This window comes from Burkholderia sp. ABCPW 14, assembly GCF_001523835.1.
Classification (GTDB): Bacteria; Pseudomonadota; Gammaproteobacteria; order Burkholderiales; family Burkholderiaceae; genus Burkholderia; species Burkholderia mayonis.
Genome location: NZ_LOVS01000137.1, coordinates 1 through 12716, shown reverse-complemented (window position 1 = coordinate 12716; position 12716 = coordinate 1). Strand labels below are relative to the sequence as shown.

Genomic DNA, 12716 nt, shown 5'->3' with positions numbered 1-12716 from the left:
CGGCTCAAGATTCGTTACGAACGCTATGCTCATGTTCACGAGGCCTTCATGTCTCTGGCTTGCGCTTTGATTTGCTGGACGCGTCTAAAGTCTCTGTTTAACTAATTTCGCAACAGCTTCTAAGTCGCGCTCGAAGTAGATGACATGAACGCCTCCCACCCGTGAGTGGTGGGGCGTGTTATGCACGTTTTGTTAAAGCGGCAGCCAGGCAGGATGGCGACACTGTCGCCGACCGTTGCAGGCTGCTCGCGACGAGCGGTGTCGAGTTCCAAGGCATCAAGCTGCCGGAGGCGAAGCTGGGCTTCGTTCTGTCGCAGCGCGGCTAAGTAGGCAAGCGCAGTTTCGGGGGCAATCACTTGCGACGACTCGCCCGGGATTGCCGAACGGCTGCCCGAACCCACGGCTGCATTGCATTTCACCGCCTTCGCCATGCTCATTGATGCCGTGCCGCTCCGTCAAAGTTCAAAGTCGCAATCTCAGGAACCCATCATGAAAATCAGTAACTACGCCCCGAACTACAGCAACTATGCTCCTGATTCCCCGAAAACACGGGCCATAGACTTCAAGAAGCTCGACTGGGCAGATCAAAAGACTGCAGAGGTCGAAGCTGGCACCATTCTGCATCATGGCAACCATTCTGGTACCGATGGCGGGGCCGGACAAACCGGCTGCGTCGGAGCTCCAATCTGGCTGACTTCAGCCAGCGACAGTAAAGCCGCCTATGGTTACTCTGGCGGCAAATATCTGCTTAAGTATGAAGCCACTGAAAAGCTGAAGCTGGCGATACTCGATTCCTTCGGCAACCAAGTGTTTCCCGATGAAATCGATGACTGGAAGGACGCGCGCGAAGCCTTTGGCCTGGATGGCGTATTAACCGACTATGGCACCAGCCAAGAAATCTGCTTGTTTAACCGTGACAAGATACGTCATGTAGAAACGATCAATCTTTAAACTTGTATGCTGGCCGCCGGGCTGCCGATCTGAGTTCCGTCAGCTGCGGATAACGTGAGCAGGCGGCGATGGAATGCAAGGTATTTGCCCGATGCGTGTGCCCCGATTTGATGAGAGCATTAACTGCCCAGGAGGTGCGCGCACGATCAGACGTAATCGCATCTCTTGATGGGCGGTGAAAATAGCGGGAGACTCGTAACCATGCCTATGAATAATAATCGGCGTCCTTCAAATGAGATTCCATATCCAATACCTCGACCAAGAACCAAGTTTCCGTCAAAAACCTCAGATACGGATAGCGTCAACATTGATCTGATCGATGGCCACGATACCTTAAAGCGATTTGACTGGGCTTTCCAGCACGGTGATGCCAAGGGGGTAGCTGCTTGGGGGCAAGTTATCCTTGAAAAGTGGAACTCGGGCAAGCTTGGTTGCAAAGATGGGGTGAGTCCGGTTGTGACCGGATTTACCAGTATCCTTATGCGCCTGGATATGGCTGTGGAGCGTGGTAATCACGAAGTAGTGGTGGCCGCTGCCAAGCTTATCGGCCAAGCATGGAGCAAGGGTGCGCTGCACGAGCCGGATGGCTGGCTGTTCTCGGGCGGAGAACTGAGCAAAGAAAAGGTGAGTAAAGCGCTAATTGTCGCTCTCGACAAAGGCTTGCGTCCGGCTATAAAACGCTGTCAAGCCGAAGCGGTGAAGTCATATGGGGAAGTTATCATTTCCGCGTGGAAAGGCAACTTGCTGACGTCGAGGCAGGCGGGCGCGAGGCTGGCTGCCAAGGGTGGGAGTTGGTGGCACCCTGAGTTGGGTCTTGATGTGGTTGAGAAGTATGGCGATGACCCAACGCGGGAGGCATACAGGAGCGTGCTCGGTGATGCATGCGGCAGAGGTTTGCTGAAGTCAATGCCGGAATTGCAGGCCAAGGTTTTGGCGAGTTCTGGCGAGGGCATGTCCGGTACGTCACGGTCAAGCGTGGACCTGGTCGAGTTTCCCTTGATTGGCGGCGGTGCGGAGCGGTCGTCCTCCAATGAGGTCGCCGCTAGAAGGAGCCAGATTCTAATTGATTCAGTAGCGGCATCTTCGGAGTCGCACGCCCCCTGCCCTGAAGTACGGTTCTCGAAGTCTGAGGTCGCCACTTTGTTGGCTGTCAATCAGTTGGCTGTCGGTCAGCATTAGTTTTTATCCAATCTTCGCTACGTCTGCAACTTAGGTTGCAGGCGGCTCTTTTATTCGCCGATGCAACTACGTCGGCGATGCCGCTGGAATGAACGTATCCCAACTCGAAACGCCTGCGTCGGGCGACCCAGGTCTTGTGGCGCTCGTCGTAATTGCCCAATTTCACGGTATCGCAGCGAGTGCCGACCAACTGAGTCACGCCGCTGGCGCACGATCTGGTCCGCTCAGCGCCAAAGATATCGAACTGGCCGCACGCTCGCTCGGCCTCAAGACTCGCCGCGTTCGGGTGACCCGTGAGCGGCTGCCGAAAACGCCGATGCCCCTGCTTGTGCTCGACGAGAACGGACAGCATTTTATTTTGGCTGGCTGCGAAGGAGACAAAGCGCTGATTCTCGAGGCGGACGCCAGCAGCCCGAGCATCTGTCCGTCGATGGAGGTCATCGCTCGCTCCGGCGGCCATGTAGTGCTTTTCGCATCACGCGCATCGCTCGCGGGCGAATTCGCGCGCTTCGACTTCTCGTGGTTCATCCCGGCCGTCGTCAAATACCGCCGGCTGCTGCTCGAAGTCTTACTGGTCTCGGCAATACTTCAGGTATTCGGACTTGTCTCTCCGCTGATGTTCCAGGTCGTGATGGACAAGGTGCTGGTCAATCGTGCGTTCAATACCTTGAATGTCGTTTGCATCGCATTGCTGGTAAGCGCTGTGTTCGAGGTCTTGCTCACCGGTGTGCGTAACTATGTGCTATCGCATACTGCCAATCGCATCGATGTCGAACTTGGTGCGCGATTGTTCCGGCATCTGCTGGCGCTGCCGCGCTCCTATTTCGGGGTGCGGCGCGTCGGCGATACTACCGCTCGCGTACGCGAGCTTGAGAATATTCGCAATTTCCTGACGAGCCAAGCGATCACCGCGGTGATCGACCTCCTGTTCTCGATTGTTTTCATCGCTGTGATGTGTATGTATAGCGTCTGGTTGACGCTTGTCGTCGTGGCCTCACTATTTGTATATGCGGCGATCTCGATCGGAATCACACCGACGTTGCGCGCTCGCCTCGATGAGAAATTCGCGCGCGGTGCGGACAATCAGTCGTTCCTCGTCGAAACTGTGTCAGGCGTCGAGACTGTCAAATCGATGGCGGTCGAGCCGCAGTTCACCCGTCGTTGGGACAATCAGCTTGCTGGCTATGTAGCAGCGAGCTTTCGCGTCAGTACACTCGGCAGCATCGGTCAGCAACTGATTCAACTGGTTAGCAAGCTCGTCACACTTGCCACGCTTTTTCTTGGCGCCAAGTTTGTAATCGATGGCAAGCTGTCAGTTGGCCAACTGATTGCGTTTAATATGATGTCGCAGCATGTCGCGGCGCCGGTGCTGCGTCTCGCACAGCTCTGGCAGGATTTCCAGCAGGTCGGTATTTCGATGAGCCGGCTCGGCGACATTCTCAACACCCGTTCCGAATTGCCGCAAAGCCGCCAAGCGTTGCTGGCGATCCGAGGCGAAATCAGCTTTCAGCATATTCGTTTCCGCTACCGGCCGGACGGTCCGACCATTCTCGACGACGTGTCACTGGAGATCGCGGCGGGAGAAGTGATTGGCATCGTCGGCCGATCCGGTTCCGGGAAGAGCACGTTAACGAAATTGCTTCAGCGTCTTTACATACCGGAGCAGGGGCGCGTGCGTATCGACGGCATTGATCTAGCGCTTGTCGATCCCGCATGGCTGCGCCGGCAGATCGGTGTCGTGCTCCAGGAAAATATCCTCTTCAATCGATCGATCCGCGAAAACATTGCAGTGACCGATCCAGGGCTCTCGTTGGATGCCGTGATGCGCGCCGCGCGTCTGGCTGGCGCGCACGATTTCATTTCCGAGTTGCCAGAAGGTTACGACACGGTCGTCGGTGAACAAGGTTCGAGTCTGTCGGGCGGGCAGCGGCAGCGGATCGCGATTGCACGGGCGCTTGTGACCAATCCGCGCATCCTGATCTTTGATGAGGCGACAAGCGCACTTGATTTCGAAACCGAGCATCTCATCCAGCGCAATATGCGGGCGATGTGTGAAGGCCGCACCGTTATTATCATCGCGCACCGACTCAGTTCGGTGCGTCACGCGAACCATATTGTCGCGATGGATAAGGGGCGTATCGTCGAATTCGGTACGCACGACGCACTGCTCGAGAAACACGGTTATTACGCACATTTGCTGTCGCTGCAGAACGCATGATCGCGTAAATCTCTCCTGATTCTTACTATGAAGTTCATTCATCATCTGCAAGCGATCGGCGATTTGCTGAGTCGGTATGCGGCGGTTATCCGTGAATCCTGGGCGATCCGCCGTGAGCTCGATGGCGAGACGCGCCTCGCGCATGAGTTGGCGTTTTTGCCGGCCAATCTGGAGCTTGTGGAGACGCCGGTTCATCCGCTGCCGTTGTGGACCATGCGTGTGATCGTCGCGCTCGGGATACTCGTGGTGCTAGTCGCTTGCTTTGGCCGACTCGATATCGTTGCCACGGCGCCAGGCAAGCTGATTCCGCGCGAGCAGGTCAAGACGATCCAGCCGGCGATTACCGGCGTGGTGCGCCGCATCCTCGTTCGTGACGGGCAACGGGTCGCGGCGGGCCAGTTGCTGATGGAATTGGATGCTACGCAGGCCGCCGCAGATTCTGACAAGGCACGATTGAGTAAGATCGAAGCCGCATTGGCCGCAGCGCGCGCGCGCACGTTACTCGATGCACAGCAGCACGCCCAGGCGCCCGTCGTTGCCCAGGTCGACGGCGCGACTGAAGCGCAACAACACGAAGCCCAGCATCTTGCAGAAGGCTTCTATCACGAGTATCGCGACAAATTGAGCAGTGCGCAGGCTGAGTTGATGAAGCGCGAAGCAGGGCTCGGCACAACCGCGCAGCAAATTGCCAAGCTGACGGCGACGGCTCCGCTCGCACGGCGTCAAGCGGACGATTACCGCTCACTCGCCGGCGATAGATACGTCGCAACGAGTGATTATCTCGACAAGGAGCAGACGGCGCTTGGCCAGGAGCATGAACTCGCTGCACAGCGAAGTCATGCCCGTGAAATGGCGGCCGCCGTCGCGCAGCAGCGCGCGGAGATCGCGTCGATTACATCGCAGTTCCGGCGCCAGCAGTTGGACTTGCTCGACAAGGCGACCCAGCAACTTGCGCAGAGTCGCCACGATGAGACCAAGGCTGATACCCGGCAGAAGCTGCTTAACCTGACTGCGCCCGTGGCGGGCACCGTTCAGCAGTTGCGCGTCCATACATTGGGCGGCGTTGCGACGGCGGCGAGTCCCGTGATGAACATCGTTCCGGACGACGTGATCGAGGTGGAGGCGAATCTGGAGAACAAAGACGTCGGCTTTGTGAAAGCCGGTCAGCCGGCGATCGTCAAGATCGAGGCGTTTCCGTATACGCGCTACGGATTTCTGACGGGAACGGTCGAGTCGGTGTCGAACGACGCAGTCCAGGACCGCAAGCGCGGCCTGACTTTCGTGACGCGAATCCGATTGCCGACCAACCGGATTCGGACGAACGATACGTGGGTCAATCTGACGCCGGGGATGGCGGTGACGGCCGAAATTAAGACCGGCACGCGCAATGTTGCACGTTATTTTCTGGATTCGGTGATGCAGACGGGGCAGGAGAGCTTACGTGAGCGATAAGAAGGTGATTTCCCGGCATTTCAATTTACATGCGGTCTGGTGCGTTTGTTTGCTCGGTGCGCTTAGTCTGTCGGCTAGTTCGATATTTGCGATGGATCCGTTGTTCACTAGCCAGCCTGTTTCAGCCACGCCCGCGGCGACCGCAGTTGGCGATGGCCATGCTGGCGTATGCACGTTCGACGCGTTGCCGAGCCCGTTGCGGCTGCAGGATGCGATCGAGCGAGCGCTGTGCAATCACCCTAAAACGCGGCAAGCATGGGCGAACGTCAAGATCCAGGCGGCCGCAGTGGGCGCCGGCCGCGCCGGGTTCTTACCGACGCTTACAGGAAACTGGCAAGGTACAAGGGACAATACGACCAGCCAGATCGCCGGTTATCCGCAATACAACTCGAACTACCGAACGAATTTGCAGAACGCTAGTGTATCGCTCAGCTGGGTGCTGTATGACTTCGGCGGCCGGTTGGCCGCACTGCGCAACGCGTCGGCATTATTGGCCGCCGCGCAGGCCAATCAGCAGGCGACGCTGGAAGCAGTTTTCGCGACGGTCGCGAAAGATTATTATGCCGCGCAAGCTGCCCAAGGCGCGTTTTCTACTGCTCGAGAAGTCGAGCAAACGGCTCGCGACAGTTTACGGGCCGCTTCAGCGCGAGTCGATAAAGGTGTGGCGGCGATCAGCGATCAATTGCAGGCACAGACGTCGTATGCCGAGGCGGTGGTCAATCGCACAAAGGCCGAAGGCGAATGGCAAAGCGCGCTGGGCTTGCTTGCGTCGGATATGAATCTGTCGCCGAATGCGGCGATCACGTTACCGGATGTGGGGGACGGCGTTGCACCGGATAACGAATTCGGTGAATCCGTGGCCGAACTGATCGCGCAAGCAGAGCGTATGCACCCGAGCGTCGCGGCGGCTCAGGCGCAAATCGACGCCGCACGTGCGAAAGCCGATCAGACCCGTGCGGAGGGACTGCCTCGGCTGAGTTTAGTTGCGCAATTCAACTACAACAACCAGCCCACCAGCCTGCAACTCGGTTACCCGGTGTTGCCTGCCAGCCGTCGCGAATGGTACCTGGGCTTCCAGCTGACGATTCCAATTTTCGAAGGCTTTGCGCGCACCTATCAGGTGCGCCAGGCAAATGCGCAAATCGAATGGCAGCGCGGGGCGTTCGACGAGGCACGTCAGCAGATCGGACTCGATGTCTGGATCGGCTATCAGGCATTACAGAGCGCGACGAAGAACCTGGAACACAGTGCGATGCTACGAGAAATCGCCCTGCGTTCATACGACGCGGCGCAGCAGCGCTATCAGATGGGCGTGGGTAATATCCTGGAACTGCTGAATACGCAATCGTCGCTGGCCGAGGCGAAACGGCAGCGGATTCAGGCACTGACCGATTGGCGCTCAGCCCGGCTACAGCTGGCTGCGAAACTCGGAAAGCTCGGAATGTGGCGATTGACGAGCAGTGAGCAATCGCGAGGGGAGGGCGTTTGATTGGCATGTTAGGGCTATCCAAGATGCATGCGCCAGGATGCGATTGTTAGCTAGCCGTAGCGATGTGTCCGAAGCGGCGTTGCGACAAATTAATATATTTGTTTTTCTATAATTTACCACCTTTAAAGCGAACATTTAAATATTAAGGAAATAATACTCATGCGAGTCGAAAGTTCAAATAACACAATCTTTTATGACAAATTCATAAATGATAAATGCCGCGAGATCCATGAGCTCCGCCGTCAATTTTTGCGTTCAGAAGGAGAAGACAATCTTTCATACCTTCGAAGATTGCTATGGGGTGGCCACCTGCCCATATTCGACGCCTAACTGATACGAAGCAGGAATGTGCTCCGCCCCTCCCGCCTAAGAGAAGACAGGCAGGCCTGAATTCGGCGGACCCCGCTGTGGGGAGCGGAAACGAATCTCACTTGCCGCCTTCTGGAAATAAGGCGATAAGTAAAAAACATGTGCGATTTAATGACGTTGTCAGTATAGCGGAGGCGTGCATTGATACGCGAGAGTGCATAATGCCATCTCGGGACGTGCGGAAGTATCGCGGCTCCGTTGACCGGTCGGCAAAGGCCAAAGGTTATGATTGGGCTGAGGGGTATGATGATCCAGCAGATGGTCCCTTCGTAGCTCCGTCCGTAGCTCGTAAGGGAAATCTACTCGTTCACGCTTGCGCTGTTCATAAAGACGTACCTCCTGCAGCATCTCATTTTTTGTCTTCTGCGGAACGAGAAGTTTCACTGATTTCGACTGCCAGCCAGTAGTAGCCTGAGCCCGCCGACTGGGCCCTCGGCCGCGCCATTGGCAATAGCCGCTGCGGGATACTGCCAGAACCCGGCAAAGCCGGCTGACGCTGTAGCGGTCGCGATGCTGATCGATCCACGCATACTTCATCGCGCCCCCTTCGCGAAGTATGCCGTTGCCTTTCGAAGCATCTCGATGTCCAGCTTCGCGCTGGCCAGTTCCTTGCGCAGCCTGCTAACCTCAGCTCCCATATCGTTGACCGGACAACGCCTGGACACCGGCGCGCTGGCAGTCGGCCCTGCCGCCGTGTCCGCGTTGCCACTACGCTGATCGCGGCACCCGTTGCCCAACGTGGCTACCGGCACACCCAGCCTGCGACCGGCCTCATGCTCGCCGACGCTCTCGGCTAACCGCACCGCCTCCATCTTGAATTCCTGCGTGTATTGCCTTCTCGGCACTCGTTTCTCTGACATGCTTCTCTCCGTACACGCAAAAAATTATCAAACCTCTTGCTGTACTTGGATTCGAGGCAGGATCACAGGTCTATGGGTTTCGGGTGTTTTCCCGATGCGCGCGCATGGATTCAATGGGACGATTAAATATCTGCGGAGCGTGGCCAAGTTCGAGCGTGGTCGCGCTTCGTGATGAAGCGGCGCAAGATTGCGGCGAGCCTTGGCAGTTTTTAACATATGGTTGTTTAACGGAGAATTAAGATGGGATTTTGGAAAAAATTTGAGCAGCAAGTAATTCGTCCGGCGGGGGAGCAACTGCAGAATTTCGAGAGGGAAGTAATTCGCCCGGCGGGGGAGCAGCTGCAGAATTTCGAGCGGGAAGTAATTCGCCCGGCGGGGGAGCAGCTGCAAAATTTCGAGCGGGAAGTAATCCGTCCGATGGGCGATGAGGGGCGGAATGCGTTGGCTAGTATTATTCAGGCCAGCGCGACTCTCCAACCGGAAAGCGGTGGAGGCGGATCGCCGTCGCATGTCCCTGCGGAGCAGGCGGCCAGCATGTTGGCCTCTCAACCGTAAATATTCGGCGTCACTCATACGTGCGTCCACTCGTCGGCATCGAACATATTTAAGGTGTCCATTCGAGCAGTCCGCCGAACAAGACATTCGGCGGCTGAATTGGCCGCGTTATCGAAATTCACCAAAACAATAACACCATTTAAAATAACTTTTTGAATTAATCTTTATGTGTTTTGCAGGGCTATGCCGATCCAGTTGCCATGATTCTTGATGTTCTACCTCTATTGGCTCTGGCAGCAATGCGAACTGCTGTTCGATATTGATTCACGTTGTCGAACACGGCGGAATCGCACCGGAGCACGCTCGAGATCTAGCTTGCGCGTACTCGTCGATTTTGCCGGCAACGCCCGAAGTGACTTGCCTGATTTCTTCGGGTCGTTTCAATCTTGGAGAACGGTCTGGATTGAGCGTCGACTTGCTAGTAGGAGATTACTCGCCATTTCGTGGAGAGTGGGTAATCCGTGGCCGTCGTTTTTTGGAGGCAGAGTTGGGCTATAAGCCGAAACTGCCAGATCAAGTCAGGGAGTTCTACGGGGAGTGTTTTCACACTATTAGCAGTCGTGTCAAGAGCAAATCCCTCATTGAGCGCGAGGGAAAGAAATTCGAGAAACTATCCGCGTATCTCGAGGCCGTGCAGGCAAAGCCCTCCGTCCAGTGGCGTAGAGCCTACAAATTCTCCAAGTAGGGTGGAGGCCGCCATCGTTCCGGCGGCACACCGGTCAGGCCAGTCCGTTGACGAATATGTGGCGACCGTTTGCGCCGATGCTTTGCCGCTCGAAATGGATCGGGCGCGACTCGATTTGTATCTTTCCGGTACGCCGGTGGTGCAGCATGACCGTGCTCGCACGTGGTTGATTGAACTTGCTTCAGGAAATCGTACCGAATGCCCGCGCTGATTGGGTGGTCCGCAACACTCGGCGCCGCGAAGCGACGACGTGTGTACTACAAGATTGCGGAGCATAAAAAACGCCTGCTCATGGCAGGCGTGTCGAGGGAGGTCGTGTTGAGCTTGCTACGCTGTTGCCGGACGCGTCACTGTCAGGAACTGGGCTGCTTTGATTACCCGAATCGTCGCGGTCAGCCTACGCATATAATTTGACATAATATCAATTATCGACTTTTCGCATCACGACGAACCCCTCGTTTCCGGGCGGTTCTTCGGGCAATCAAAGCAGCCTTGCTCTTTGCAATGGCTCGCCCGGCAACAGCGTAGCAAGCCTAGAATCTCCGCCTTTGGAACGCCTGCCACGAGCAGGCGTTTTTTATGGACCTCGATCCGGCGATACACGCGCCGGCGCTGGGCGTCCTGAAGACCGCGCCGGGTATTCCTGATGGTCCAATAGAGATTTCGAATGTCGCGTGCGACATCGACAAGTTCTTGCTCCGACAGCTCCGGTCGGTCCAACAGTTCAAGCTGCTTCATCCTGCACCCATGAAAGTATTCATCCGACTTATCGGCAAATACCCTCATGAATTAAGCGGCCGCTGCCTTGTTATGTAAATTATGCTTCGCCAGCGATCGAGCGGAGTTCGCGGCTATGCCATACCCGGGTTACGAGCACGTCGCCGTCGCCCAGAATCGCGTACCTAAGCACAAACGAGCTTCGACCAAACTTAGCCGCCCACTCACGAAACTCGGCGCGAGGCGTGCCCAGACCGGGATTTTCGGCAATTAGATAGCCTGCCGCCCGGATAACCTGAGCCGCACGGCTCGCAGCCGCAACACTGTTCGCGGCAAGAAAATCGTGCAACCGTTCAACATCGTCTACCGCATCCGGGTGCCAAATCAGCGCGGGCATTCAGTGCGCTTCCCTGATGCGAGATCCTCCAACCACTTGCTAACCCGCTCGTGCGGCACACCCGGCGTTCCAGCAAGGTACGAATCCAGCCGCGCACGATCCACTTCGAGCGACAAGGCGTCAGCGAAAACCGCCGCCGCGTATTCATCGACAGATTGGCCCGACCGATGCGCCGCCGTCACAATGGCGGTTTCCAGCTCGGCGGGCAAAGTTACCGTAAGCATATGCTTCCCCTAATTTTGGCTGATCTATTGTAATGCCTTCCCGGGCGTCGATCACACTTCGCACCAGCGCTCGTGAAGCCCTATCAGCCGTCAACGTTCCCTGTCGCCATCCAGAACACCCCCACACCCTGATTCCAATAGAACTGCGCCCCGTCGCACGTCGCGCCATGCTCGAGCACGCACCGATGCGCGGCCACAACTGCATCCATCGCGCCGGACTCCGCGCCCAAGTGGGCATAGGTCGTCGTTTCGGGCACGACAATGCCCTTGCTCGTCCAATAGCGCTTCTTGTTGAACGTCGACGCGTCAGCATCCTTGCCGACATACTTCGCGATGTACGTTGCAATCCGATGCCGCATTGCCCGGCCCTTGCCACCGATCCGCCGGAAAAAGCCGTTTTTGCCGAATCCACGCGTGCTGTCGTTTACCGCACCATCAGTTCCCGCCTTGTTGATCACCGACAGCCAGATCGAGCGCAACAGTTTCCAGTTCTGCCGACCGCTCACGGCCACGTGGATATGCCATGCGCCGCGCTGCTGCCGTTCGAGCACCGCAACGTAGTGAAAATCCTGCAACTTGTTCAACCGTCGCCGGAACTCGTCCCACCACTTCGCCCACACTTCGATACGCCCCTCGTTCGCCCGCGTCGAGAGCGTCAACATACGATCGGCGCGGATCGCCTTGCAGCGCTTCCGAATCATCCGCTTCGATCGCTCGATCGACGTGCGAAGCGATTTCTCCGACTTCCTTGCTACATCGCCTTCCGTCTCGCCTTCCAGAACCACGCGCTTTCCCCGAAGGCCACGCGGACGCAAGCGCAGCTCGTGAAAGTGCCGCCGCACCGCCACGCTGAACGCCACGACCTCCTGCTGCCCATCCTCGAAACGTTGCGTGCGCACGATGTACTCGTCACTGAACGGCGAATAGTCCGCCTCTCCAAATGGCGATGTGCCGTCACAACGCGACCGGTTCAACGCCTGCACTGAACCAGCATCGTTCACAAGACTTTGGAACGAACGCGCCTCCTGTCCTACAATGGCCTCATCCACGTTGGATACCTCGTATATCCGATGTCGATCACGGCCCGGGATCGCTGCGAACGATTGCCGGGCTTTTCTTTTTCTCACGCTTGTTCCAGGCGTCAACGTGAGCTGTTTCCGTTAAGTGTTAGAGATACAAGTTTAGGGGCCGCGCTGCGCGCGGCCCGCCCTGCGCGCTCTGCTGCGCTGGGCGAGCCCCGCGCACTTCAACCCCCAACCCCTCGCCACCGAACCGCCTACGCCCGCCCCTATCGCGCCGGAAGCGCCCCGCGCAGTGCCTTGCAGAATGGAGGGGCCACCGCCGCAGCGCCTCCGCTCCCCGCCCCCGCGATTACCCGCTACTCGGTCCGGCGGGCCGCGCTGAGCCGCGCGACAAAGGCCAGGACTTCGCATTGCCGCCGTCGCCCTACGCCGCCTCGGCCTCGGCCGGACACTCCCGACGCTAGACGCCCAATTTTTCGTTACGCCCGCGATCGAGATAACGATTAAATCCGTCCGTGTCGTACTCAAACGCCCCGAGCATCAACTCGTCAGCCCAATACGCCAAGCGCTCGACCACTTCTGCCTTTGATAGCCCCGC

General features: G+C 57.3%; 10 protein-coding genes and 2 pseudogenes. 8 read left to right on the top strand and 4 right to left on the bottom strand.

The window, feature by feature from the left end; genetic code table 11:
* The 6 genes and pseudogenes from WS62_RS36750 to WS62_RS21265 all read left to right on the top strand — a co-directional run.
* Positions 1-105 (top strand): annotated as a pseudogene (locus tag WS62_RS36750) (IS5/IS1182 family transposase); the annotation flags it as partial.
* A gap of 384 nt (positions 106-489) precedes the next feature.
* The gene (locus WS62_RS21285; protein WP_156441071.1) at positions 490-951 is read left to right on the top strand and encodes a hypothetical protein; all 462 of its coding nucleotides are present in this window, start codon (positions 490-492) and stop codon (positions 949-951) included.
* A 201-nt stretch (positions 952-1152) separates the two neighbouring features.
* The gene (locus tag WS62_RS21280; protein ID WP_156441070.1) at positions 1153-2130 is read left to right on the top strand and encodes a hypothetical protein; all 978 of its coding nucleotides are present in this window, start codon (positions 1153-1155) and stop codon (positions 2128-2130) included.
* Positions 2131-2218: 88 nt separating this feature from the next.
* Positions 2219-4348, top strand: a complete 2130-nt coding sequence (locus WS62_RS21275; protein WP_066574930.1) for a type I secretion system permease/ATPase — start codon at positions 2219-2221, stop codon at positions 4346-4348.
* A gap of 27 nt (positions 4349-4375) precedes the next feature.
* The gene (locus tag WS62_RS21270) at positions 4376-5800 is read left to right on the top strand and encodes an HlyD family type I secretion periplasmic adaptor subunit (RefSeq protein ID WP_066574926.1); all 1425 of its coding nucleotides are present in this window, start codon (positions 4376-4378) and stop codon (positions 5798-5800) included.
* The gene (locus tag WS62_RS21265; RefSeq protein ID WP_231748369.1) at positions 5790-7289 is read left to right on the top strand and encodes a TolC family protein; all 1500 of its coding nucleotides are present in this window, start codon (positions 5790-5792) and stop codon (positions 7287-7289) included. The genes WS62_RS21270 and WS62_RS21265 overlap by 11 nt, the downstream gene beginning before the upstream one ends.
* A gap of 777 nt (positions 7290-8066) precedes the next feature.
* On the opposite strand, the pseudogene WS62_RS21260 reads toward WS62_RS21265, so the two are convergent.
* Positions 8067-8518, bottom strand: a pseudogene (locus WS62_RS21260) (IS3-like element ISBvi3 family transposase); the annotation flags it as partial.
* Positions 8519-8758: 240 nt separating this feature from the next.
* On the opposite strand from WS62_RS21260, the gene WS62_RS21255 reads away from it, so the two are divergent.
* Entirely contained in the window at positions 8759-9073 is a 315-nt protein-coding gene (locus WS62_RS21255) for a hypothetical protein (RefSeq protein WP_066574918.1), read from the top strand.
* Between the two features lie 1264 nt (positions 9074-10337).
* Positions 10338-10574 (top strand): hypothetical protein, encoded by a 237-nt coding sequence (locus WS62_RS37520; RefSeq protein WP_066574912.1) that lies wholly within the window; start codon positions 10338-10340, stop codon positions 10572-10574.
* Position 10575: 1 nt separating this feature from the next.
* Here the strand turns inward: WS62_RS37520 and WS62_RS21240 are convergent, their stop codons facing one another.
* The 3 genes from WS62_RS21240 to WS62_RS21230 form a co-directional block, all read right to left on the bottom strand.
* A complete protein-coding gene (locus WS62_RS21240; protein ID WP_197422891.1) occupies positions 10576-10872 on the bottom strand; it encodes a type II toxin-antitoxin system RelE/ParE family toxin in 297 nt (98 codons plus the stop codon).
* Positions 10860-11096: a hypothetical protein gene (locus WS62_RS21235; RefSeq protein WP_066574910.1), complete on the bottom strand. Its 237-nt coding sequence runs from the start codon at positions 11094-11096 to the stop codon at positions 10860-10862. The genes WS62_RS21240 and WS62_RS21235 overlap by 13 nt, the downstream gene beginning before the upstream one ends.
* Before the next feature lie 83 nt (positions 11097-11179).
* Entirely contained in the window at positions 11180-12079 is a 900-nt protein-coding gene (locus WS62_RS21230) for a rolling circle replication-associated protein (protein ID WP_066574907.1), read from the bottom strand.
* Between the last annotated feature and the right edge of the window lie 637 nt (positions 12080-12716).

Coding starts and splice junctions, on each gene's coding strand:
- WS62_RS21285 (WP_156441071.1), top strand. CDS start 490: ATGAAAATCAGTAACTACGCCCCGAACTACAGCAACTATGCTCCTGAT.
- WS62_RS21280 (WP_156441070.1), top strand. CDS start 1,153: ATGCCTATGAATAATAATCGGCGTCCTTCAAATGAGATTCCATATCCA.
- WS62_RS21275 (WP_066574930.1), top strand. CDS start 2,219: ATGAACGTATCCCAACTCGAAACGCCTGCGTCGGGCGACCCAGGTCTT.
- WS62_RS21270 (WP_066574926.1), top strand. CDS start 4,376: ATGAAGTTCATTCATCATCTGCAAGCGATCGGCGATTTGCTGAGTCGG.
- WS62_RS21255 (WP_066574918.1), top strand. CDS start 8,759: ATGGGATTTTGGAAAAAATTTGAGCAGCAAGTAATTCGTCCGGCGGGG.
- WS62_RS37520 (WP_066574912.1), top strand. CDS start 10,338: ATGGACCTCGATCCGGCGATACACGCGCCGGCGCTGGGCGTCCTGAAG.
- WS62_RS21240 (WP_197422891.1), bottom strand. CDS start 10,872: ATGCCCGCGCTGATTTGGCACCCGGATGCGGTAGACGATGTTGAACGG.
- WS62_RS21235 (WP_066574910.1), bottom strand. CDS start 11,096: ATGCTTACGGTAACTTTGCCCGCCGAGCTGGAAACCGCCATTGTGACG.